This window comes from Micromonospora sp. NPDC050980 (assembly GCF_040653835.1).
In the GTDB taxonomy this organism is placed as follows: domain Bacteria; phylum Actinomycetota; class Actinomycetes; order Mycobacteriales; family Micromonosporaceae; genus Micromonospora.
In genome coordinates this window covers 276861-299858 of sequence record NZ_JBFAGS010000004.1, presented here as the reverse complement: position 1 = coordinate 299858, position 22998 = coordinate 276861, and the positions used below count along the sequence as shown (strand labels likewise).

At 73.0% G+C, this 22998-nt stretch carries 21 protein-coding genes, 1 tRNA gene and 1 pseudogene; 15 read left to right on the top strand and 8 right to left on the bottom strand.

What is annotated here, in order from left to right:
- Positions 1–85: 85 nt before the first annotated feature.
- The 3 genes from AB0H28_RS09735 to AB0H28_RS09725 all read right to left on the bottom strand — a co-directional run bounded on the left by AB0H28_RS09735 (position 86) and on the right by AB0H28_RS09725 (position 4203).
- On the bottom strand, positions 86–859 hold the full coding sequence (locus tag AB0H28_RS09735) for a peptidase (RefSeq protein ID WP_358036457.1): 774 nt from the start codon (positions 857–859) through the stop codon (positions 86–88).
- Between the two features lie 2 nt (positions 860–861).
- A complete protein-coding gene (locus AB0H28_RS09730) occupies positions 862–2151 on the bottom strand; it encodes a VWA domain-containing protein (RefSeq protein WP_358036455.1) in 1290 nt (429 codons plus the stop codon).
- 375 nt (positions 2152–2526) lie between these two features.
- Positions 2527–4203 carry a phospholipid carrier-dependent glycosyltransferase gene (locus tag AB0H28_RS09725; protein WP_358036453.1) on the bottom strand — a complete coding sequence of 559 codons (1677 nt, stop codon included), beginning with the start codon at positions 4201–4203 and terminating at the stop codon, positions 2527–2529.
- An 83-nt stretch (positions 4204–4286) separates the two neighbouring features.
- On the opposite strand from AB0H28_RS09725, the gene rsmI reads away from it, so the two are divergent.
- Complete coding sequence (gene rsmI, locus AB0H28_RS09720; RefSeq protein WP_358036451.1) at positions 4287–5135, top strand: 16S rRNA (cytidine(1402)-2'-O)-methyltransferase; 849 nt, start codon at positions 4287–4289, stop codon at positions 5133–5135.
- A 65-nt stretch (positions 5136–5200) separates the two neighbouring features.
- Here the strand turns inward: rsmI and AB0H28_RS09715 are convergent, their stop codons facing one another.
- The gene (locus tag AB0H28_RS09715) at positions 5201–6034 is read right to left on the bottom strand and encodes a hypothetical protein (RefSeq protein ID WP_358036449.1); all 834 of its coding nucleotides are present in this window, start codon (positions 6032–6034) and stop codon (positions 5201–5203) included.
- A 127-nt stretch (positions 6035–6161) separates the two neighbouring features.
- On the opposite strand from AB0H28_RS09715, the gene metG reads away from it, so the two are divergent.
- Positions 6162–7964, top strand: coding sequence for a methionine--tRNA ligase (metG, locus tag AB0H28_RS09710; RefSeq protein WP_358036447.1), 1803 nt, complete (start codon positions 6162–6164; stop codon positions 7962–7964).
- Positions 7965–8018: 54 nt separating this feature from the next.
- Here metG and AB0H28_RS09705 read toward each other — a convergent pair whose 3' ends face one another.
- A complete protein-coding gene (locus tag AB0H28_RS09705; protein WP_358036445.1) occupies positions 8019–8870 on the bottom strand; it encodes an alpha/beta hydrolase in 852 nt (283 codons plus the stop codon).
- A gap of 59 nt (positions 8871–8929) precedes the next feature.
- Positions 8930–10174 carry a hypothetical protein gene (locus AB0H28_RS09700; RefSeq protein WP_358036443.1) on the bottom strand — a complete coding sequence of 415 codons (1245 nt, stop codon included), beginning with the start codon at positions 10172–10174 and terminating at the stop codon, positions 8930–8932.
- A gap of 58 nt (positions 10175–10232) precedes the next feature.
- Between AB0H28_RS09700 and AB0H28_RS09695 the strand changes: the two genes are divergently transcribed.
- The 6 genes from AB0H28_RS09695 (at position 10233) to AB0H28_RS09670 (ending at position 16121) form a co-directional block, all read left to right on the top strand.
- Positions 10233–11135, top strand: coding sequence for a TatD family hydrolase (locus AB0H28_RS09695; protein WP_358036441.1), 903 nt, complete (start codon positions 10233–10235; stop codon positions 11133–11135).
- Positions 11136–11214: 79 nt separating this feature from the next.
- A complete protein-coding gene (rsmA, locus tag AB0H28_RS09690) occupies positions 11215–12084 on the top strand; it encodes a 16S rRNA (adenine(1518)-N(6)/adenine(1519)-N(6))-dimethyltransferase RsmA (RefSeq protein WP_358036439.1) in 870 nt (289 codons plus the stop codon).
- Positions 12085–12167: 83 nt separating this feature from the next.
- Positions 12168–13121: a 4-(cytidine 5'-diphospho)-2-C-methyl-D-erythritol kinase gene (locus tag AB0H28_RS09685; protein WP_358036437.1), complete on the top strand. Its 954-nt coding sequence runs from the start codon at positions 12168–12170 to the stop codon at positions 13119–13121.
- Positions 13122–13185: 64 nt separating this feature from the next.
- Positions 13186–14985, top strand: a complete 1800-nt coding sequence (locus AB0H28_RS09680) for an ABC-F family ATP-binding cassette domain-containing protein (protein ID WP_358036435.1) — start codon at positions 13186–13188, stop codon at positions 14983–14985.
- An 88-nt stretch (positions 14986–15073) separates the two neighbouring features.
- A complete protein-coding gene (locus AB0H28_RS09675) occupies positions 15074–15529 on the top strand; it encodes a DUF4383 domain-containing protein (RefSeq protein ID WP_358036433.1) in 456 nt (151 codons plus the stop codon).
- A gap of 115 nt (positions 15530–15644) precedes the next feature.
- A complete protein-coding gene (locus AB0H28_RS09670) occupies positions 15645–16121 on the top strand; it encodes a DUF4383 domain-containing protein (RefSeq protein ID WP_358036431.1) in 477 nt (158 codons plus the stop codon).
- On the opposite strand, the gene AB0H28_RS09665 is transcribed toward AB0H28_RS09670, so the two are convergent.
- Positions 16111–16776 carry a TetR/AcrR family transcriptional regulator gene (locus AB0H28_RS09665; RefSeq protein ID WP_358036429.1) on the bottom strand — a complete coding sequence of 222 codons (666 nt, stop codon included), beginning with the start codon at positions 16774–16776 and terminating at the stop codon, positions 16111–16113. The two genes, AB0H28_RS09670 and AB0H28_RS09665, sit on opposite strands and share 11 nt — an antisense overlap.
- On the bottom strand, positions 16773–17123 hold the full coding sequence (locus tag AB0H28_RS09660; RefSeq protein ID WP_358036647.1) for a hypothetical protein: 351 nt from the start codon (positions 17121–17123) through the stop codon (positions 16773–16775). Before AB0H28_RS09660 ends, AB0H28_RS09665 begins: the two co-directional genes overlap by 4 nt.
- Here AB0H28_RS09660 and AB0H28_RS09655 point away from each other — a divergent pair.
- The 7 genes and pseudogenes from AB0H28_RS09655 (at position 17034) to AB0H28_RS09625 (ending at position 22948) form a co-directional block, all read left to right on the top strand.
- Positions 17034–17615 (top strand): helix-turn-helix domain-containing protein, encoded by a 582-nt coding sequence (locus AB0H28_RS09655; protein ID WP_358036635.1) that lies wholly within the window; start codon positions 17034–17036, stop codon positions 17613–17615. The genes AB0H28_RS09660 and AB0H28_RS09655 overlap by 90 nt on opposite strands.
- An 8-nt stretch (positions 17616–17623) precedes the next feature.
- Positions 17624–17695 (top strand) — tRNA-Gln (locus AB0H28_RS09650).
- A gap of 116 nt (positions 17696–17811) precedes the next feature.
- A pseudogene (gene glmU / locus AB0H28_RS09645) lies at positions 17812–19335 on the top strand (bifunctional UDP-N-acetylglucosamine diphosphorylase/glucosamine-1-phosphate N-acetyltransferase GlmU); the annotation flags it as partial.
- Between the two features lie 55 nt (positions 19336–19390).
- Positions 19391–20371, top strand: a complete 981-nt coding sequence (locus AB0H28_RS09640) for a ribose-phosphate diphosphokinase (RefSeq protein WP_358036427.1) — start codon at positions 19391–19393, stop codon at positions 20369–20371.
- A 282-nt stretch (positions 20372–20653) separates the two neighbouring features.
- Positions 20654–21349, top strand: a complete 696-nt coding sequence (locus tag AB0H28_RS09635; protein ID WP_358036425.1) for a 50S ribosomal protein L25/general stress protein Ctc — start codon at positions 20654–20656, stop codon at positions 21347–21349.
- Positions 21350–21448: 99 nt separating this feature from the next.
- Positions 21449–22039 carry an aminoacyl-tRNA hydrolase gene (gene pth, locus AB0H28_RS09630; RefSeq protein WP_358036423.1) on the top strand — a complete coding sequence of 197 codons (591 nt, stop codon included), beginning with the start codon at positions 21449–21451 and terminating at the stop codon, positions 22037–22039.
- Between the two features lie 75 nt (positions 22040–22114).
- Complete coding sequence (locus AB0H28_RS09625) at positions 22115–22948, top strand: 3'(2'),5'-bisphosphate nucleotidase CysQ (RefSeq protein ID WP_358036421.1); 834 nt, start codon at positions 22115–22117, stop codon at positions 22946–22948.
- Positions 22949–22998 lie beyond the last annotated feature (50 nt).

The window sequence follows — 22998 nt, the reverse complement described above, 5'->3', positions numbered from 1 at the left end:
CGGTGGCGGGGCCGCCGGTCGGGTTGTCGACGGTGGCGGGGCCGCCGGTCGGGTTGTCGACGGTGGCGGGGCCGCCGGTGGGGTGTCAGCGGCGGCGGGGCCGCCGGGTGAGCGCGAAGCCGGCGACACCGGCCACGGCGGCGAGCACGCCGCCCACGCCGGTCCAGACCCAGCGTGAACCGGCCTCGGGCAGCCAGCCGGTCAGGTTGGTCTCCTCCTCCGCGACCGGCTCGGGCGCCGGCTCGGCGGCCAGCACCGTTCCGGCCCGCGTGTTCGGCACCAGCGGCGCCGCCAGCTCGCCGTCGTCGCCGGACGCGCCGCCGGAGTCGACGGCACCGACCACCAGGTCGACGTCGATCGGCGCGCCCAGGTCGGGCTCGGGCAGGTCGGTGACGGAGAGCCGGACGTAGTAGGCGCCGGGCAGCGGGTCACCCGACCACGGCTCGGCCCACGGCCGTACCCGGCGCAGCGTGCACCCGAGCGTCACGCTGGTGGCGGATCTCTCGGCGGTGGGCGTCTGCGCCCCGCCCGTGCAGGCCTGCCGGCGACGCAGCCCGTCGAAGACGTCGACGGTCCAGGTGGACGCGCCGGAGCGCGGCTTTCCGAAGGTGACCGTGACGCCGACCTCGTGCACCTGCCCGGCGTCGGCGCGGAACGACCAGTAGAGGTGGTCGCCGGTCGAGGCGCCCACCCGCACCGGCTGGCCGGCGGTGATGGCGGTGGCGGTGAGGAACGAGGTGCCGGCCTTGGCCACGGCGGTCGCGCCCGGCGACGGGCTCGGCGCGGCGAGCGCCGCGCCCGGGGCGAGGGCGAGGCCGGCGGCGACCGTCGCCGCCGCGGAGCGGATCAGGGTACGCATCCTCAGTTCTCCCTCCAGGTGGCGACCCACCAGCGGGTGAGCAGCCCGGCGACCAGACCGGTGACGAGGCCGGCCAGGGTGAGCAGGAGCAGCAGGGCCCAGCCGCGGCCGAGGTCCGGCCCGTCCGGGGCGGGGGAGGCGGTGACCACGTCCACGGTCAGCTCCACCGGCATGCCCGGTTCGGCCCCGGTGCCGGGGCGGGCCGCGAACGAGTTGCTGACCACCAGGCAGACGGTGCGGGCGGTCCGCGTACCGTCGGGGGTCGGTTCGGGGGCGGCCGTTTCCTCCTCCTCGGCGGCCGACCAGCGCAGCCCGGCGGAGACCACGTCGGTGCGCCCGCTGCCGGCGTCGACGCCGCGGACCAGTTCCCGCCCGTCCGGAGCGGTGGCGCGCAGCAGCACGCCGTAGTCGGGATTGACCGGCCGGTCCAGCGCGACGCTCACCGACGCCCGCAGTTCCTGCCCCGGGCGCACCGGCACCCGGTACCAGCGGTGTTCGGAGAAGGTTTCGCGGTCGGCGTAGACGCCGGGTGCGAGCAGCGGGGCGCTGTCGCAGGCCGCCGTGCCGCCGACCGCCGCCGGAGTGGCCGTGTACGTGTCGCGGGCGCGGTCGACCAGTTGTTTGATCCGGCCGGTCAGCTCGTCGGCGCTCTGCGCCGCGGTGTAGGTGCCGCCGGTCGCCCCGGCGATGCAGAGCAACTGCCGGCGTACCTTCTCGTCGGGGGCGAGGCCGAGCGTGTCGACCACCAGCCGGGTGCCCTGCGCGGCGAGTTCCCGGGCCACCTGGCACGGATCGGGCGGCGCGCACGTGTCCTCACCATCGGTGATCAGTACGATCCGGCGGGTGGTGCTGCCGGTGCCCAGGTCCTGCGCGGCGGACCGCAGCGCCAGCCCGACCGGGGTGAAGCCGGTCGGGCGCAGTCCCGCGACGGCGGCCTTGGCCTGGGATCGGTCCACCGGCCCGACCGGCACGATCTGCTGGGTGTCCAAGCAGCCCTGTTTCTTGTCCTTGCCCCGGTAGGTGGCGCCGAGCACCCGGATGCCGAGCTGTGTCTCGTCCGGCAGTCCGTCGACCACCTCGTCGAACGCCTGCTGGGCGAACGAGATCCGGCTACGCCCGTCGATGTCGCGGGCCCGCATCGAGCCGCTGACGTCGAGGACCAGCTCGACCTTGGGTGGTTCGGCGGTGGGTTCGGTGGTCTCGTCATCGGCCCCGGCGGGGCTCGGACCGATCAGCGCGGTCGCCGTCAGCAGTCCCAACAGGACAGCCGTCGATCGTCTCTTGTTGATCACCGGGCGAAGTGTAGTGAGATCCACTTTGGAAGATCATCCGGGCCCGGGTCGCGGGCTCGGCCGGGTGGGCGCGATCCGGCCGGAGGACGCCGAACTCGTCACGTTCCGCCGAGATGACCCACCGTTAGATTCACGATGTAAACCCTTCGGGGGGTGGCGTGTCGGTCGGAAATCTGACTCGGCTGCACCCGTTGTGCGGCTGGCGCACTGTGGTTAAGCTCTGTCTTGCGCGCCCCAATCGCCCGCTTCCCCCGTGGCAGGCGATCGGGGCGCGCTTTTTCGTACGCCGCCCGCTGATGCAGATCGGCGCGTTGATCGCAACCGAATTACGGCCCGGTGGGTGTCCCCACCGGGCCGTCGTGCGCTCGCCCGCGCTCAGATCCAGCGACCGTCCAACCACATCCGGGCAGACCAGTCGGCGTACGGCAGGAGCTTTCCCACGAAGATCGGATAGAAGTAGCCGAAGCAGAGCGCGACCAGCAACACGTAGGCGCCGGCGATGATGCCGCCGACCAGCCGACGGTCGTTCACCTGCTCGGCGCTGGGTGGCGCAGCCGGCGGAGTGACCGGCGCGGGCGTGACCATCGCGCCGAGCACGTAGACCACCGCGAGCACCAGGAACGGCACCGCCGGCGCGGCGTAGAAGGAGAACATCGTCCGGCCGTCGAGGGCGAACCAGAACCAGGGCAGCAGGCCGGCGGCGGCGCTCAGCAGGATCGCCCCGGCGCGCCAGTCGCGCCGGGCCAGGCCCAGCCAGGCGGTCGCCGCCAGCGCCGGCAGGAACGACCACCACAGCAGCGGGGTGCCCAGCAGCAGCACCTCGGAGGCGCAGCTCGGCGCGCCGCAGGTTCCCTCACCGGACCAGGCGAACGCCACCGGCCGGCCCAGCAGCAGCCACTGCCACGGCCAGGACTGGTATTTGTGCGGGTCGTCGAGCTGGGCGTGGAAGCCGTACGCGGCCTTGTGGTATTCCCACAGGTTGATCAGCGCGCCGACGAACGGGGTGTCGCTCAGCCCCTCCACGTTCGGGTAGCGGCTGGCCAGGCGGTAGTAGCCCGCGTCGCTGAGCAGCCAGCCCGACCAGGTCGCCACGTAGGTGACCACCATCAGCACGCCGGCCAGGAGCAGCCAGGGCAACTCGTCGAGCACGGCGTCGCGCCAGGGGCGGCGGACCCCGGCCGAGCGGCGGACGCCGACCTCCCAAAGCAGCACCAGCAGCGCGAACGCCGGCACGAAGTAGAGCCCGCTCCACTTCACCGAACAGGCGCACCCGAGCAGGACCCCGGCCGCCAGCCGCCACCACGGCCAGCTCCGCCAGCCCGACGCCGGCCGGCCGGCACGCCCCGGCACCGTCGGGTCGAGCCCGTCCGCCAACGCCCGGGCCCAGCGTCGCCGCCGGGCGTCCCGGTCGAGCACCAGCGCGCCGAACGCGGCCAGCACGAACAGCAGCAGGAAGATGTCGAGGATCGCCGTGCGGGACAGCACCAGGTGGAAGCCGTCCAGCGCGAGCAACAGGCCGGCCGCGCAGCCCAGCGTGGTGGAGCGGAACATCCGGCGGCCGATGCGCACCAGCAGCAGCACCGACAGCGTGCCGCACACCGCCGCGCCGAAGCGCCAGCCGAACTCCGGCGCGGTGGTCATCAGGTGCCCGGGCACCGAGACGTTCGACTCGGCGTCCTGGTAGCCGAAGGCCCACTCGCCGATCCCGATCAGCCACTTGCCCAACGGCGGGTGGACCACGTACGACGGGCCGTTGTCCTTGTAGTTCCACTCGACGCCGCGGTCGATCAGCCCGTAGGCGTCCTTGGCGTAGTAGGTCTCGTCGAAGATCTTGCCGGCGGGTCGGCTGAGCCCGACGAAGCGCAGGATCGCGGCGATCGCCACCACGACGCCGGTGGCCAGCCACGCCTGCCCCCGGCCGAGGTGGTCGTCGACGGTGGTGAGCCGCCGCCGGACCGCGGCCGGGATCCCACCACCACCACCGCCGTCGTTCGGCGAGCCGGCGGCCCGATCGGTGGTGGAGGGCTCCTGTGCTGTCGACGCACTCGTCACCCGGCGATCGTAGGCTGCGAGGGTGCCCGGTGGCGTCCGTCGTCCCCGAAATTGGTACGACCATCGATGAGGGAGCGCGCACCGTGGGGGAAATGTCCGAGCTGGGGCGGTTGGTGCTAGTCGGTGCGCCGCTGGGCAACCCGGCCGACGCGTCCACCCGGTTCCGCGAGGTGCTCGCCACCGCCGACGTGGTCGCCGCCGAGGACACCCGCCGGCTCACCCGGCTCGCCCGCGACCTCGACGTCACCGTCGGCGGCCGGATCGTCTCCTACTTCGAGGGCAACGAGGACCGGCGCACCCCCGAACTGGCCGAGGTGCTCACCGCCGGCTACACGGTCGCCCTGGTCACCGACGGTGGCATGCCGAGCGTCTCCGACCCCGGATACCGCCTGGTCCGGGCCGCGCTGGAGGCCGGCGTCCCGGTCACCGCGGCACCCGGGCCGAGCGCGGTCACCACCGCGCTGGCGCTGTCCGGGCTGCCCTGCGACCGGTTCTGCTTCGAGGGCTTCCTGCCCCGGACCCCCGGCGCCCGACGCTCCCGCCTGCGCGCGCTTGCCGGCGAGGAGCGCACGCTCGTGCTCTTCGAGGCGACGCACCGGATCAGCGGGGCGCTGGCCGACCTGGCCGAGGCGTTCGGCCCGGACCGGCCCGCCGCGCTCTGCCGCGAGCTGACCAAGACCTACGAGGAGATCGTCCGCCGGCCGCTGGGCGAGTTGGCCGAGTGGGCCGCCGACCGCGAGGTGCGCGGTGAGATCACGCTGGTCGTGGCCGGGGCGCCGGCGGCGCCGGCGGTACGCCCCGACGACGAGACGCTGCGGGCCGCGGTGGCCGAACGCGAGGCGGCCGGGTCGTCCCGGCGGGACGCGATCACCGAGGTCGCCACCGCGTACGGGTTGCGCCGCCGCGAGGTCTACGCCGTCGTGCACCGGTGACGTGGCGGTGAGAGGGGGCCCCTTCTCTACCGGAGGCGTTAACATGGGGCCCCTCCTTACACCTCTCACCAGGCGGTGGCGAGGAAGCCGACCGTGATCAGCAGCGGGCCGGCCAGCGCCAGCCCCACCGCCCAGCGCCGCTGCCGCCGATCCGCCAGCCGGGTCGCGCCGGTCCACCGGGCGATCCCCGCCGCACAGCCCGCCACCACGGTCAACCCGATCAGCCAGCGCAGATGCCGGCCGACGCCCGGGTCCGCGTACGCGGTGCTCCCGTCCGGCCCGGTCATCCGGGCCGCCAGCGTGCTGCCGGTGGCGGTACGCCCCGCCGGGACGCCGCTGACCCGCACCCCCTGGGCCTGGAAACCGCCCCGCTCGGCCTGGAAGATCCCCCGGCAGCGCTGGGCGAGCCCGCTCCCGGCGCACTCGGTGATCATGACGGTGCCGCCGGTGGAGTGCCCCACCGCCAGCCAGAACGGGCCGGCGCTCACCCAGGCGAAGAATGCGACGAGCAGGCTCAACGCCAGCAGCACGGCCAGACCGGCGGGCGCGTCCGGCGGGTGGACCGGGCGGGCCGGCCGGCGTCGGGCCGGCGCGCCCCCGGCGCGGTGGCAGGGTTCGTCGCGCAGCGGCGTGCCGTCCCAGTGCACCTCCTCGATCGGCGCCCAGCCGGCCGACTCGTCGCCGGCCCGGCCGGACCGGCGATGCCACCGCGGTTGCCGCACCGGCACGCGGCGGGGCACGGCATCCCGCGGCGCCCCGGTGGTCGGCTCCACCTCGACCGGCGGGTCCGCCGGGTCCAGCCGGGGCTGCGGAGCGACCGGCACGCCGGCCGCGGTCCGCGCGGCCCGGTCGGCCGCATGCGGCTCGGGTGCCGCTGGTCTGCTGGTCACGACGTTCATTGGACACCGGTGCGCGGGTCCCGCCGGGCAGCTCAGGCCGCGTGTCGGCGACAAATCGGGCGTACGGCGGGGGCGTGGGCCCTATTGGTTCGCGGTGCGGTCCGGGCAATCACTAGTCTTGACGCTCATGAGTCACGTTCTCGCCGCGGTCGCCTGGCCCTACGCCAACGGACCGCGCCACATCGGCCACGTGTCCGGCTTCGGCGTTCCCTCCGACGTCTTCGCCCGGTACATGCGGATGGCCGGTCACGACGTGCTCATGGTGTCCGGCACCGACGAGCACGGCACCCCGATCCAGGTGCAGGCCGACGCCGAGGGGGTCACCCCCCGCGAGCTGGCCGACCGCTACAACCGGGTGATAGCCGAGGATCTGCGGGCGCTCGGGCTGTCGTACGACCTGTTCACCCGCACCACCACCCGCAACCACTACGCGGTGGTGCAGGAGCTGTTCACCGGGCTGCACCGCAACGGTTACATCGTCCCGAAGGTCACCACCGGGGCGATCTCGCCGTCCACCGGCCGCACCCTGCCCGACCGCTACATCGAAGGCACCTGCCCGATCTGCGGCTACGACAGCGCGCGGGGCGACCAGTGCGACAACTGCGGCAACCAGCTCGACCCGATCGACCTGATCGACCCCAAATCCAAGATCAACGGCGAGACGCCGGAGTTCGTGGAGACCGAGCACTTCTTCCTCGACCTGCCCGCCCTCGCCGACGCGCTGCGCCAGTGGCTGGACACCCGCGACGGCTGGCGCCCCAACGTGCTCCGGTTCTCCCGCAACCTGCTCGACGACCTCCAGCCCCGGGCCATCACCCGCGACCTGGAGTGGGGCGTGCCGATCCCCCTCGACGGCTGGCAGGACCGGCCCGACAAGCGGATCTACGTCTGGTTCGACGCGGTGATCGGCTACCTGTCCGCATCGATCGAGTGGGCCCGCCGCACCGGCGACCCGGAGGCCTGGCGCAGGTGGTGGTCGGCGGACGGGGAGGGGAAGGACGCCCGCGGTTACTACTTCATGGGCAAGGACAACATCGTCTTCCATTCGGTGATCTGGCCGGCGCTGCTCGGCGGCTACTCCGGCGAGGGCGCCCGCGACGGCGAGCCGGGCGACCTGGGCCGGCTCAACCTGCCCACCGAGGTCGTCTCCAGTGAATACCTGACCATGGAAGGGCGGAAGTTCTCCTCCTCCCGCAAGGTGGTCATCTACGTCCGCGACTTCCTGGAGCGCTACGACGCCGACGCGCTGCGCTACTTCATCGCGGTCGCCGGCCCGGAGAGCAACGACACCGACTTCACCTGGGCCGAGTTCCTCCGCCGCAACAACGACGAACTGGTCGCCGGCTGGGGCAACCTGGTCAACCGGTCCGTGTCGATGGCGGCGAAGAACTTCGGCGCGATCCCGCCGGTCGATTCGGCCGGGCTCACCGACGCCGACCGGGCCCTGCTGGACACCGCGACGGCCGGCTTCGCGGTCGTCGGCGACCTGATCGCCCGGCACCGGCAGAAGCAGGCCATCGGCGAGGCCATGAAGGTCGTCGCCGAAGCCAACAAATACCTCTCCGAGCAGGCGCCGTGGAAGCTCAAGGGCGACGACGACAAGCCCCGGATGGGCACGATCCTGCACGTCGCGCTCCAGGTGGTCAGCGACGCCAACACGCTGCTCACCCCGTTCCTGCCGCACTCCGCCCAGCAGATCCACGAGCTGCTCGGCGGCACCGGCACGCACGCCCCGATGCCGGTGATCGAGGAGGTCGACGACCTCGACGGCGGCCCGGCCTACCCGGTGCTCACCGGTGACTACACGGTCGGCGCGCGCTGGGAGTCCGTACCCCTGGAGGTGGGTCGGCCGCTCGCGGCGCCCAAGCCGGTGTTCCGCAAGCTCGACCCGTCCATCGTCGACGACGAGTTGGCCCGCCTCGCCGGCTGAGCACCGACACGACGGCGGCCCCGGGGTCTCCCCCGGGGCCGCCGTCGTCCGGGCTCAGGCCCGGGCCATGCTCGGCTTGCCGATGAACTCCATGATCGCCTTGTTGACCTCGGTGGGGTGCGTCCACGGCGTGCCGTGCGGGGCGCCCTTGAGCGTGACCAGCTTGGCGTCGGACAGCATGTTCACCAGCCGCTGACCCGTCACCGGGTACGGCAGCACGTTGTCCTTGTCACCCTGGATGATCAGCACCGGCACGTCGATGTTCGGCAGGTCGCCCCGGAAGTCGGTCTGCCAGGCGTCCACCGAGTCGTGGGTGCCCTTGGCCGACGCCTGCGCGCCGATCTGCCAGTGCGCGTGGTACGCCTCGTCGCTGACCAGCCTGCCCCGGTTCTCACTGGCGTTGAAGAACGCGTCACAGAACTGGGTGAGGTAGGCGAACCGGTCCGCGACGATCGCCTTCTGGAACCCCTCGAACAGGCTCTTGTCGACGCCCTCCGGATCGTCGGAGGTCTTCAGCAGGTACGGCGCCAACGGCGCCATCATGACCGCCCGGTCCACCCGGTCCGACCCGTACGCGCCCAGGTAGCGGGTCACCTCGCCGGTGCCCATCGAGTGCCCGACCAGGATCGCGTCGCGCAGGTCCAGCTCGGTCATCAGCACGTCGAGGTCGGCGGCGAACGTGTCGTAGTCGTAGCCGAAGGCCGGCTGCGCCGAATTGCCGAAACCACGTCGGTCGTACGTGATCACCCGATATCCGGCGGCGAGCAGCGGACCGCTCATCTTCTCCCAGGTGGCGCCGTTGAACGGGAACCCGTGGATCAGCACGATCGGCTGGCCGGAACCGTGATCCTCGTAGTACAGGTCGATGGGTGCGGAATTCTCCGTACCGACGGTGACGAAAGGCATGTCGGAATTCCCCCTACACGTGGGTCTCGGACGCCCACGCCTTCCCGACCTGCCGCCGTCTAGTCGTCACGCCGCGGATACGGCAGGTCCACCACCCGGTCGTCGGTCAGCTCACCACCCGGCGCCCACACCTCGTAGACGCCGCGTTCGTGACACTGCGCCCCGGTCCGGTCCACCGCGTCCGGATCCGGGTGGCACAGCCGCAGCCGCAGCCAACCCGCCTCCTCCCGCAACACCAGGCAGGGCACCCCGCGCCAGGCCGCCGTCCGCAGCCGGCGGGCCGCCGCGTCCACCGGGTAGCGGGCCGCCCGGGTCATCGCCAGCACCCGGAACCCGCCGGGCTGGTCGGCCACCGCCTCGTACTCCACCCCGGCGTACGCGCCGACGAGCTGGGTGGAGCGCGGCGCGTCGCCGGTCGGCACGTACTCCTGGTCGGCCGACAGCCCCGGCACCGCCGCCAGCAGGTGCCGCCACTGCGGGCCGGCCAGCCGCAACCAGCCGCGCTGCTCCGCCTGATAGGTGTAGAGCACCACCTCCACCCCCTCGGCCGGGTAGGCGAGCAGGGTGGCGTTCGCCGGCATCGGCAGGTCGGCGAAGTCCCGGGTGACGAACTCCGGGACGAGTTGGGCGTTGCTCGGCACGAACCCGGTGCCCAGCACCGGCGGCCCGAGCCGGTCCCGGGGCGGCAGCACGGTCAGCCCGCGGTGCGCCGGGCCGACCGGCACGTCGTAGTCGGCCGGGTCGGCGGCCCGCCAGCGCAGCGCGTACGCCACGTCGCCGCCCTCCGGGTCGCCCCGCAGCACCGCCAGCCCGGCCGGGGTGCGCAGGTGCGCCACGTCGTGCTCCCGATAGCAGAAGCCGTGCGGCAGCCACCCCCGCACGTAACCGGCGAGCTGGCGGGCGGAGAGCACCTTCATCATCCGGGTGCCCGGCCGGATCACCGCCGACGCCCGCACCGCCGCCAGCGTGGGGTCGCCCGCCGCCGCCGGCCGCTGGCTGAGCTGGTGCAGGTACGCCCAGCCGCGCTCCCGGTGCACCGGCATCAGCAGCGGAGCGTCGGCCTCGTCGGTCGGCTCGGCCGCCCCGTGCACCCCGTCCACCTCGGTCGCGTGCACGAACCGCCGCCACGGGTGCGCGGCGCCGGGCCGGGGACACCACTCGAAGCCGGGCGTCTCGTCGGCGCTGAACAACTCGTACGCCGCGCCCCGGGCGATCTCCTCGGCCGGGTGCACCCGGCCGTCGTACGTCACGCGCAACCCGGTCCGCTCCGAGGCGGCCCCGCCGGCCTGGTCAGTGACGGTCACGCCGGGACGCTAAGCCGGCCAGATGTGGTGCGTGTGAACGGACGGTGGCGGGTGTGTGATGCTGGCCGCGATGACCGAGCAGACCGAGACCCGCAAGCAGCGTGCCGCCCGCCGGGCCGGCGAGTTCCCGCCCGCCCCCGAGCCGCTGCCGTCGCCCGTGCCGGACAGCCACACCCACCTCGACATCACCGTCGGGGAGTACGGCACGCCGCCCGGCGCCACCGCCGACGACCCGGTCGCCGCGGCGATCGCCGTCGCCGCCGGGGTCGGTGTGGACCGGCTCGTCCAGGTCGGCGTGGACGTCGAGTCGTCCCGCTGGGGCGCCGACGTCGCCGACCGGCATCCGGCGGTGCTGGCCACCGTGGCGTTGCACCCCAACGAGGCGCCCCGCCTGGCGGACCTGGACGAGGCGCTGCGCGAGATCGAGGCGCTCGCCGGTCGCGACCGGGTACGCGGCGTCGGCGAGACCGGCATGGACTTCTTCCGCACCGGCGCCGAGGGGCGGGCCGCGCAGGAGGAGAGCTTCCGGGCGCACGTCGCCATCGCCAAGCGACACGGCAAGGCGCTGGTCATCCACGACCGGGACGCGCACGCCGACGTGCTGCGGATCCTCGACGACGAGGGCGCGCCGGACACGGTGGTGATGCACTGCTTCTCCGGCGACGCCGACTTCGCCCGCGAGTGCGTCCGCCGGGGACACCTGCTCAGCTTCGCCGGCACCGTCACGTTCGGCAGCGCCGCCGCGCTGCGCGGGGCCGCCGCGGTCACCCCGCCCGAGCAGATGCTGGTGGAGACCGACGCGCCCTACCTGACGCCGATGCCGCACCGGGGCCGGCCGAACGCGTCGTACCTGATCCCGCTGACCGTGCGCTTCCTCGCCGACACCATCGGCGCCGACCTGGACGCCCTCTGCGCCGCCATCTCCACAAACGGTGAGCGCGCCTTCGGCCCGTGGCGGTGAGAAGGGGCCCCCTCTCGACGCCAGGCGTTAACAAGGGGCCCCTCCTTTCCGCGAAGCGGGCACGCTTACGCTACGGGGCGTGACCGGACTCCTCGGCCCGGCGGAGATCCGGGAACTCGCCGCGCGGCTCGGCGTCACGCCGACCAAGAAGCTCGGCCAGAACTTCGTGCACGACCCGAACACCGTGCGGCGGATCGTCACCGCCGCCGGGCTCGCCCCGGACGACGTGGCGCTGGAGGTCGGCCCCGGCCTCGGCTCACTCACCCTGGCGCTGCTGCCGGTCGCCGCGCACGTGCACGCCGTGGAACTCGACAGGGCGCTCGCCGCCGCGCTGCCGGCCACCGCCGCCCGGTTCGCCGGCCCGGACGCCGCCCGACTCACCGTCCACCCCGCCGACGCGCTGCGGGTCACCGCCGCCGACCTGGCCGACCCGGCGCCGACCGCGCTGGTGGCGAACCTGCCCTACAACGTGGCCGTGCCGGTGGTGCTGCATCTCCTCGCCGAGCTGCCCACCCTGCGGCACGGCCTGGTGATGGTGCAGAAGGAGGTCGCCGACCGGCTCGTCGCCGGTCCCGGCTCCAAGGTGTACGGCATCCCCTCGGTCAAGCTCGCCTGGTATGCCCGGGCCCGGGCCGCCGGCAAGGTCCCGCCGAACGTGTTCTGGCCGGTGCCCAACGTCGACTCCGGCCTGGTCGCGTTCACCCGTCGCGAGCCGCCCCGCCCGGACGTGCCCCGCTCGGCGGTCTTCGCGGTGGTCGACGCCGCGTTCGCCCAGCGTCGCAAGACGCTGCGCGCCGCCCTGGCCGGCTGGGCCGGCGGCGCGGACCGGGCCGCCGCCGCGCTCACCGCCGCCGGCGTGGACCCGGGGGCCCGCGGCGAGTCGCTCACCGTCGAGCAGTTCGCCGCCGTCGCCGCGTCGGCCCCGGACGGCCCCGCCGCCGCCCAGTAGGCTGGCGCCGTTGCCCGACCCGCCGAGGAGCTGACCGTGCAGAAGCCGTTCGACATCCGCCTGCGCCCGCGGGAGTTCCCCCGGTGACCGAGGCATGGCGACCGGAGGACGAGGACGGGCAGCGGCGCGGGGCCAGCGGCCCGGTCAAGGTGCGGGTGCCCGCGAAGGTCAACCTGCACCTCGGGGTGGGGCCGCTGCGCCGCGACGGCTACCATGAGCTGAACACCGTCTACCACGCGATCTCCATCTACGACGAGCTGACCGCCCGCCGCGGCGACACGCTCGCCCTCACCATGGAGGGCGAGGGCGCCGGCGAGCTGGCCCTCGACGACACCAACCTGGTGCTGCGCGCCGCGCACGCGCTCGCCGGCTACGCCGGTGTCGCCCCGCACGCCCGGCTGCACCTGCGCAAGCACATCCCGCTGGCCGGCGGGCTGGCCGGCGGCAGCGCCGACGCGGCCGCCGCGCTGGTGGCCTGCGACGCGCTCTGGGGCACCGGCCTGTCCCGCGACGAACTGGCCGGCATCGCCGCCGACCTCGGCTCCGACGTGCCGTTCCTGATCCACGGCGGCACCGCGCTCGGCACCGGCCGGGGCGAGGCGGTCAGCCCGGTGCTGGCCCGCCCCACCTCCTGGCACTGGGTGGTGGCCGTCGCCGACGGTGGCCTGTCCACCCCGGCCGCCTACCGTGAGCTGGACCGGCTGCGCGACGCCGGGGCCGCCGGCACGCCGCTGGGCAGCACGGACGCGCTGCTCGGCGCGCTGCGCCAGCGGGACCCGCGGGTGCTCGCGGCCACGCTCGGCAACGACCTCCAGGACGCCGCGTTGACCATGCGCCCGTCGCTGGCCGACACGCTCAAGGCCGGCGAGGCGGCCGGCGCGCTCGCCGGCATCGTCTCCGGCTCCGGGCCCACCTGCGTGTTCCTCGCCGCCGACGCGGCCGACGCCGGGCGGATCGCCGACGAGGTGACCGCCGCCGGGGTGTGCCGGGAGGCCCGGGTCGCGCACGGTCCGGTGCACGGGGCCCGCATCGTCTGACGCCCCGTACCCTTGACCCAGGCGCCCCGGCCCCCGGGGCGCCTGAGTCATGAGGGGTGGGTCAGTGGCCAACATCGTCAACCTGGACCGGGTGTCCAAGGGGTACGGCGCCGCCGGGCCGCTGCTCACCGACGTCTCGCTCGGTCTCGACGACGCCGACCGGGTCGGCGTCGTCGGCCTCAACGGGGCCGGCAAGTCGACCCTGCTGCGGATGCTCACCCGCACCGAGGAGCCCGACGACGGCCGGGTGACCCACCGCCGCGACCTGCGGGTGGCCTGGTTGCCGCAGCGGCTGGACCTGGCCGGCGACCTCACCGTGCGCGACGTGGTGCTCGGCACCGCCTGGCTCGACCAGAGCATGGGCGCGGAGCACGAGTGGGCCGGCGACGCCGGCGTCCGGGCGATCCTCGACGGCCTCGGCATGCCCCACCTCGGCCTGGACACCGCGATCGGCCCGATGTCCGGCGGGGAGCGCCGCCGGGTCGCGCTCGCCGCCCTGCTGGTCCGCGACGCCGACCTGCTGGTCCTCGACGAGCCCACCAACCACCTCGACGTCGGCGGCGTCGACTGGCTGGCCCGGCACCTGGTCACCCGCAAGGGCGCGCTCGTCGTGGTCACCCACGACCGCTGGTTCCTCGACGCCGTCTGCACCACCACCTGGGAGGTGGCCGACCAGACCGTCCGGGCGTACGAGGGCGGCTTCGCCGCCTGGACGCTGGCCCGCGTCGAGCGGCAACGGATCGCCGCGGCCACCGAGGCCCGCCGGCAGAACCTGCTCCGCAAGGAGATCGCCTGGCTGCGCCGGGGCCCGCCGGCGCGGACCTCCAAGCCCAAGTTCCGCATCGACGCGGCAAACGCGCTCATCGCCGACGTGCCGGAGCCGCGCGACACCATGTCGCTGCAACGGCTGGCCACCGCCCGGCTCGGCAAGCAGGTGTACGACCTGGAGCACGTCACCCTGCACGCCGGCCCGAAGGAGATCCTGCACGACACCACCTGGCAGGTCGGGCCCGGCGACCGGGTCGCCGTCCTCGGCCGCAACGGCGCCGGCAAGACCACCCTGCTGCGGCTGCTCGCCGGCGTGACGGGCGCCGACGGCGGGCGCTTCGCCGCCGGGCAGACCGTCCGGCCGGCGTTCCTCTCCCAGGAACTCGCCGAGCTGCCCGGTCACCTGCGCGTCCTGGAGGCCGTCGAGGAGGTGGCCCGCCGGGTGCAGTTCGGCGACCGGGAGATCAGCGCGGCCCAGCTCGCCGAGATCTTCGGCTTCGACGACCGGCGGCTCTGGACGCCGGTGAGCGACCTCTCCGGCGGCGAGCGCCGCCGCCTGCAGATGCTGCGGCTGCTGGCCGGCGAGCCCAACGTGCTGCTGCTCGACGAACCCACCAACGACCTCGACACCGACACCCTCGCCGCGCTGGAGGACCTGCTCGACTCGTGGCCCGGCACGATCGTGGTGGCCAGCCACGACCGCTACCTGATCGAGCGGGTCACCGACGTGGCGTACGGGATGTTCGGCGACGGCCGGCTGGTGCACCTGCCCGGCGGCGTCGACGAATACCTGGCGCGCGCCGCCGCGGCCGGCGGCCCGGCGCCCGCCGACCTCACCCCGGGCACGGTCGCCCCGGCCCGCGACGGCATGTCCGCCGCCGAGGTACGCACCGCGAAGAAGGAGCTCAACCGGCTGGAACGGCAGATCGCCAAGCTGGAGCAGAAGGAGGCGGGCCTGCACGAGCAGCTCGCCGCCAACGCCACCGACTACGCCCGCGTCGCCGAGCTGGACGCCCAGCTCAAGGAGGTGCGGGCCGAGCGGGACCGCACCGAGGAGACGTGGCTGGCGCTGGCCGAGGAGCTGCCCGGGGGTTGAGGCGTGGGGGGTGTGCGGCGTCACTGACCGGCGTACGGGACAATCAGCGGCGGAACCCTCGTCCGTTCGGTCTTTTGGAGACGCAGAGATGGCCCACACCCCCGTCAACCACCCCGCGCGGCCGATCTTCCGGGCGATCGGCGGGCTCGTTGGTCTTTACTTCGTCGTCTTCGGTGGGCTCGGCATCATCGCCAGCGCCGGCAACGACTTCTTCGCCCGGGACGACACCAAGGCCCTCGGCCAGGGCACCAACATGGGCTTCTCGCTCCTGTCGGTGCTGATCGGCGTGGTGATCCTGGCCGGCGTCGCGATCGGGCGCAACCTCGACGTGGCGATCAACCAGTGGCTGGCCTACACCCTGATGGTCATCGGTCTGGCCGAGCTGGCGTTCCTCCGGACCGACGCCAACGTCCTCAACTTCTCGGTCATGACCGTGGTCGTGCTCCTCACCCTGTCCCTGGTGCTGCTGGTGGTCGGCATGTACGGCAAGGTGGGCAGCGCGGACGAGCACGAGGCCTGGCAGAAGGCCCGCCTGGTGCTCTGAACCCGATCCGTTCCGACGGCCCGGCGCGATGCGTCGGGCCGTCGGCGTTTCCGGGACGCGAGCCGACCGGCCAGGCGACAATTGCCCCGAATCAGTCAGGCGACTGGAGGGCACCATGGCGCACTTCCCGGTGAACCACCCCGCACGACCGCTCTACCGGGTGCTGTCCGGGCTCATCGGTCTCTACATCCTGGTCTTCGGCGTCTGGGGCGTGTTCGAGACCTGGGGCGACGGCCTGTTCGGCCGGGGCGCCAACCACGCCCTCGGGCTGCGCACCAACCTGGCCTTCTCGCTGGCCTCGGTGGTCTTCGGTGTGGTCCTGATTGTCGGCGCGTCCCGGCGCGACAACCTCGGGCACTACATGAACCTCACCGCCGGCGTGGTTTTCCTGGTCACCAGCATCCTGATGATGTCCGTGCTGCAGACCTCGGCGAACATTCTGAACTTCTCGATGTCCACCGTCATCGTGTCGATGCTGTTCGGGCTGATCCTGCTCGCCACCGGTCTCTACGACAAGGTCGGGCCGCCGGAGCACGCCGACGAGGAGCGCCGCCGCCGTTACCACCCGGCCGCCGATGGACCTAACCGCTGATCGGCCCCGGCTTCGACTCCAGGTGCGACAGGCCGTTCCAGGCCAGATTCACCAGGTGCGCCGCCACCGTCTCCTTGCGCGGCTTGCGGACCTCCAGCCACCAGCGCCCGGTCAACGCCACCATGCCCACCAGCGCCTGCGAATAGAGTTCGGCAAGCTTCGGGTCGTATCCCCGGCTGGAGAACTCCGCGCCGAGGATGTGCTCCACCTGGTGCGCGACGTCGTTCATCACGCTGCTGAAGTTGCCCGTCGCCGACATCAACGGCGATTCGCGGACCAGCACCCGGAACCCGCTGGTCTCCTCCTCGATGTAGGTCAGCAACGTCAACGCGGCCTGCTCCAACAGCTCCCGCGGATGACCGGCGGTCAACGCCGTGGTGACCCGGTCCAGCAGGGAGCGGACCTCCCGGTCCACCACCACCGCGTAGAGCCCTTCCTTGCCGCCGAAGTGCTCGTAGACCACCGGCTTGGAGACCTTCGCCCGCGCCGCGACCTCCTCGATCGAGGTGGCGTCGAAACCGCGCTCGGCGAAGATCTGCCGGGCGATCGAGATCAACTGCTCGCGCCGCTGCGTCGCGGACATCCGGACCCGGGAGGGCTTGGTCGCCGGGACGGCCCGCCGTCGGGCGCGGTCGCTGCCGGGTAGGTCGGTCACCCGCCCCATCCTGCCAGGCGCTGCTCAACAAGACCGACCGGTCGGTCCCTGTCGTACGTCCGTTCCAAATTGCGCAGGTGACCGAGCCGCTCGCCGCCGAGGCGCGTCGTCTGCGCGTCGAGGAACAGCTCTCCGTCGCCGAGATCCGGGCCCGGCTCGGCATCGGCCGTGACCGCGCCTACGCGCTGCTGCGCGGTGTTCCCCCACCCGAACGGACCCGTCGACCTCGAGCCCGGGACGACGACCGCGCCGAGGCCGTGCGGCTGCGCGCGGCCGGCCGGTCGATCAACCAGATCGCGGCGCAGCTCGGCGTGGCGAAGTCGACGGCCTACCAGTGGGTGCGGCACCTGCCGCTGAATCCGGACGAGGCGGGCCGCGGTCGGCGGCCTCGGCGAGCGGGACCTGCTGCTGCTGGGCGCGGCCATCTACTGGTGCGAGGGAGCCAAGTCCAAGCCATGGCGGCTGCCCGTTACGGTGCAGTTCGTCAACACCGATCCCGGTCTGCTGGCGCTGTTCCTGAGTTTCCTCGAGGTCTGCGGCGTGGACCGGGCGGTGCCGACCTGCCGGGTGAGCATTCACGAGTCCGCCGACGCCGAGGCTGCCGTCCGCTGGTGGGTGCGGCGGCTGCGCCTGCCAGCGGATCGGTTCCGTCGGACCGTGCTCAAGCGGCACAACCCGACGACGGTGCGGCGGAACACCGGGGACACCTATCATGGCTGTCTGGTGATCACCGTGCCGCGCAGCCGTGCGCTCTACTGGCGGATCGAAGGTATGATCGCCGAGCTGTTTCGGATCGCGGACGAGCATCAAGCCCAAGAGGGGCGACCCGTAGGTCTTGACATGGCAATGGGGTGTGGGGTAACGGCAACCCGCAGGCCTTTGGAGCCTTGAGCTCCTGGTTCGAATCCAGGCACCCCAGCTCATTCGCTGGACCACCCTCGGGCGGGCGGCGTTTGTGTGGCCGGATGCAAAATGTGACGAGCCGCGTGGTTAGCATGACCGCGAGACTGTCGCCGTCCCGACGGGAGCCACGTCGTGCCCGAGCCCCACCTCCGCACCGTTGTCGTGCTCGCCGCCGGTGAGGGCAAGCGGATGAGGTCGTCCCTGCCCAAGGTGCTGCACCCGCTGCTCGGCCGCACCCTGCTCGGTCACGTCCTGGCCGCCGCCGAGCCGCTGGGCGCGGACCGCACGGTGGTGGTGGTCGGCCACGGCGCCGACCAGGTGCGGGCGCACCTGACCGAGGTCGCGCCGGCGGCCACCCCGGTCCTCCAGGAGCGCCAGCTCGGCACCGGGCACGCGGTCCGGATCGCACTGGACGCGGTGCCGGACGCCACCGGCACGGTCGTGGTGATCAACGGGGACGTGCCGCTGCTGCGGCCGGAGACGGTCGCGACCTTGGTCGAGGCGCACGAGGGCGCCGCCGCGGCGGCGACCGTGCTGGCCGCCGAGGTGCCGGACCCGACCGGCCTGGGCCGGATCGTGCGGGACGTGCAGGGGCAGTTGGAGCAGATCGTCGAGGAGCGCGACGCCACGGCGCAGCAGCGCGCGCTGCGGGAGATCAACGCCGGCATCTACGCGTTCGACCTGGCCCGGCTGCGGGAGGCGCTGGGCAAGCTCTCCACCGACAACGACCAGGGCGAGGAATACCTGACCGACGTCTTCGCCCTGCTCCGCGACGCGGGCGAGCCGGTGGCGGTGCACCGCGCGGCCGACCACGTGGAGACGCTGGGCTGCAACGACCGGGTGGAGTTGGCCGGGCTGCGCCGGCTGCTGCGCGACCGGGTCAACGAGGGCTGGATGCGCACCGGCGTGAGCATCCTCGACCCGCACACCACCTGGATCGACGTGACGGTGACCGTGGAGCGGGACGCGGTGATCGACCAGAACACCCAGTTGCAGGGTGCCACCACGGTCGGGGCGGGCGCGCTGGTCGGGCCGGACGCCACGCTCGTCGACACCGTGGTCGGCGAGGGCGCCAGCGTGGTGCGCAGCCACGCGGTGGGCGCCGAGGTGGGCCCGCAGGCGAGCGTCGGCCCGTACGCCTACCTGCGGCCGGAGTCGCGGCTGGCCCGCAGGGCGAAGGTCGGCACGTTCGTGGAGACCAAGAAGGCGTCGATCGGTGAGGGCTCCAAGGTGCCGCACCTGTCGTACGTGGGGGACGCGACGATCGGCGAGCACAGCAACATCGGCGCGGCCACGGTCTTCGTCAACTACGACGGGGTGCGCAAGCACCACACCACGATCGGCAGTCACGCGCGCACCGGGGCGGACAACATGTTCGTGGCGCCGGTGCGGGTGGGCGACGGCGCGTACACCGCGGCCGGTTCGGTGATCATCGGGGATGTGCCGGCGGGCGCGATGGCGGTGGCGCGCGGCCAGCAGCGCAACGTGGAGGGTTGGGTGCTGCGCAAGCGGGCCGGCACGGCAGCCGCGGAGGCGGCGCGGCGGGCTGGCGAGGATGCGTCGGGGTCGGGCGGGTCCGCAAGCGAAGGTGACTGAATCCACCGGGGCGGCCGGGCCATGGGTGGACCGGTGAACCCGGGGGATACTGCAACCGAACAGTCCCCGGCCCACCTCCGCCGGGCACCACCGACACACGGGAGCAGACGGGCCCATGGGCAGCATCGTCGCCGAGAACCGCAAGAGCCTGATGCTCTTCTCCGGGAGGGGTTTTCCGGAACTGGCCAAGGAGATCGGTGAGGTGCTCGGCATCGCGCCGACGCCCGCCGACGCCTACGAGTTCGCCAACGGTGAGATCTTCGTACGGTTCAAGGACTCGGTGCGTGGTTCGGACGCCTTCGTGGTGCAGTCCGTCACGCACGGGGTGAACACCTGGGTCATGGAGACCCTGATCATGGTGGACGCGCTGAAGCGCGGTTCGGCCAAGCGGATCACCGTGGTGCTGCCGTTCTACCCCTACTCGCGGCAGGACAAGAAGCACCGGGGTCGGGAGCCGATCTCGGCGCGGCTGGTGGCCGACCTGCTGAAGACCGCGGGCGCGAACCGGATCCTCACCGTCGACCTGCACACCGCGCAGATCCAGGGCTTCTTCGACGGGCCGGTGGATCACCTGTTCGCGATGGACGTGCTGGCCGAGTACGTCGAGCACAAGTACGCGGGCCGCCCGATGACGGTGGTGGCGCCGGATTCCGGCCGGGTGCGGGTGGCCGAGCGTTGGACGGACCGGCTGGGTGGTTGCCCGCTGGCGTTCATCCACAAGACCCGGGACCCGATGAAGCCGAACCAGGTGGTGGCGAACCGCGTGGTCGGTGAGGTCGAGGGCCGGGTGTGCCTGATCGTCGACGACATGATCGACACCGGCGGCACGATCACCAAGGCGGCCGACATCCTCAAGGAGTCGGGGGCCGCGGAGATCGTGGTCGCCTCGACCCACGCGCTGCTGTCGGATCCGGCGACGGAGCGGTTGAAGAACAGTCCGATCAGCGAGGTCGTGGTGACGAACACGCTGCCGTTGCCGCCGGAGAAGCAGCTCGACAAGCTGACCGTGCTGTCGATCGCGCCGCTGCTGGCCCGGGCGATCCGGGAGGTCTTCGACGACGGTTCGGTGACCACCCTCTTTGGTGGCCTGAGCTGATCGTGGGGTCCGGCCGCCGGCTCGTCCGGCGGCCGGCCGTTGCCCCGCGGACCGGCCGGGCGCGGTGATACGGGGACTGCCGGAGAGGCGGGAAATCGCTCGGGTAGACTGGTCCGGTTGCCACGGCGAGGGTGCCCGGCGGGCTGCTGAATAGCACCGCACGGAGGCGCCGTCATCGACGCGGTGCTCCGGGCGGTCGTTCATGACCTTGAGCCCCAGCGAGCCCCTCGCCCAGCACCGCCAGACGACAAGCCGCCGCAGCGAAGCATCAGGAGTTTCCCCGTGTCCGAGGTAAAGATCAGCGCCGAGCCCCGTACCGAGTTCGGCAAGGGTGGTGCCCGTCGTACCCGCCGGGCCGGCAAGGTGCCCGCCGTGCTGTACGGCCACGGCGAGAAGCCCAAGCACATCGCGTTGCCGGCGCGGGAGTTCGCCGCCGCGATCCGCAAGGGCGGCGCGAACCAGCTCTTCGCGATCGAGGTCAGCGACGGCACCCAGGTGCTGGCGCTGCCGAAGGCGATCCAGCGTGACCCGATCAAGGACAGCTTCGAGCACGTGGACCTGCTGCTGGTCCGCCGCGGCGAGAAGGTCACCGTCGAGGTCCCGGTCCAGCTCACCGGCGAGGCCGCGCGGGACACCCTGATCGTGCACGACCACGACACGCTGTCGGTGACCGCCGACGCGACGAAGGTGCCGGATCACCTGGAGGCGTCGATCGAGGGCGCCGAGGCGGGCACCGTGGTCACCGCCGGTGACGTCGAGCTGCCGTCCGGCGTCGAGCTGTCCGTGGACGCGGAGCTGCCGGTCGCCTCGGTGACCGCCGCGCCGACCGCCGAGCAGCTCGAGGCCACCCTCCCCGAGGTCGAGGAGGCCACCGAGGAGGCCGAGGCCGAGACCGGCGAGGAGACCGCCGAGGCCGCGGAGGGTGCTCCGGCCGCCGAGGGCGAGGCTACCCCGGCCGAGGCGAAGACCGAGGCCTGATCGGTCCGCAGGCTGTGCGACAGGCGTCCCCGAGCTTCGGGGGCGCCTGTCGGCGTACCGGGGCGGGTCGTCGGGGAAGCGAGCGGGAAGGGGCGTCGGGTGACGGATGAGTCGGGGCCGTGGCTGGTGGTCGGCCTGGGCAACCCCGGTCGGGAGTACGCGAACAACCGGCACAACGTCGGGTTCATGGTGGCCGACCTGCTGGCCGCGCGGGTGGGCGCGAAGTTCGGCCGGCACCGGCGCGCGGTGGCTGAGGCCGCCGAGGGGCGGCTGGGGTTCGGCGGGCCGAAGCTGGTGTTGCTGAAGCCGCTCACCTACATGAACCTCTCCGGCGGCCCGGTGGCCGGGCTGGCCCAGTTCCACAAGATCCCGCCCGCTCGGGTGATCGCGGTGCACGACGAGCTGGACATCGGCTACGGGCAGGTGCGGGTGAAGTGCGGCGGCGGGGAGGGCGGGCACAACGGCCTGCGGTCGATGTCGAAGTCGCTGGGCACCAGGGACTACGTGCGGGTGCGGTTCGGCGTCGGCCGCCCGCCGGGGCGGCAGGACCCGGCTGACTTCGTACTCTCGGATTTCTCCGCCGCGGAGCGCAAGGAGTTGGAGTTCCTGGTCGATCGCACGGCGGACGTGGTCGAGTCGGTGGTCACGAAGGGTGTGGAGCCGACGCAGAACCTGTACCACGGGGCTTGACCGGCGGGCCCGGCGGCGGCCGGTAGTCTGCGCCTTTCGGCGTGGGCGAAGGCGGGCGAGGGGAGCGGTGACACCATGGGCAGTCCTCCGATGATCGACAGCGCGTTCGCCCGCTGGCTGGCGTCGCGGGCCGGGCAGGCGTTGACGGACCTGCGCGCGGAGATGGGTTTCGCGGACGCCGGGGCGTTGCGGTCGGCGGGGGACAAGGTCTCGCACGACCTGATCCGGACCGAGCTGGCGCGGTGGCGCCCGGCGGACGCGGTGCTGTCGGAGGAGGACGAGGGCTCGCGCCTGGCCTGGACGGCCGAGGTGAGCAGCGGGGTGATGCCCCGGCTGACCGCGGACCGGGTGTGGATCGTCGATCCGCTGGACGGCACCCGGGAGTACGCCGAGGAGGGGCGCGCCGACTGGGCCGTGCACGTGGCGCTGTGGTCGCGGCACGCGCCCACGCCGCACGGCCTGGTCGCGGGCGCGGTGGGCCTCCCGGGGCGGCACCGGGTGCTGGGCACGGACTACCCGCCGGCGTATCCGCCGATGCGGGTGGAGGCGGCCACGGCGAGCGGGGCGCGGGCCATCCGATTGGCCGTGAGTCGTAGCCGTCCGCCGGTTTTCCTGACCGATCTGGCGGCGGACGTCGGCGCTCATCTGGTTCCGATGGGCTCGGCGGGTGCGAAGATCGCCGCCGTGGTCACCGGCGAGGTCGACGCGTACATCCACGCCGGCGGCCAGTACGAGTGGGATTCGGCCGCTCCGGTCGCTGTGGCGACGACCACCGGACTGCACGCTTCCCGGATCGACGGTTCTGCGCTGAAATACAACGAGGCCGACCCGCGCCTACCCGATCTGCTGGTCTGCCGCAAGGATCTCGCGAGTCGGTTGCTTGCAGCGTTGCAGCGGCAGTCCGGGTAACCTGAGCGTTCTTCTTCACGAGTCCGACCGGAAAGGTCTGGAATCCGATG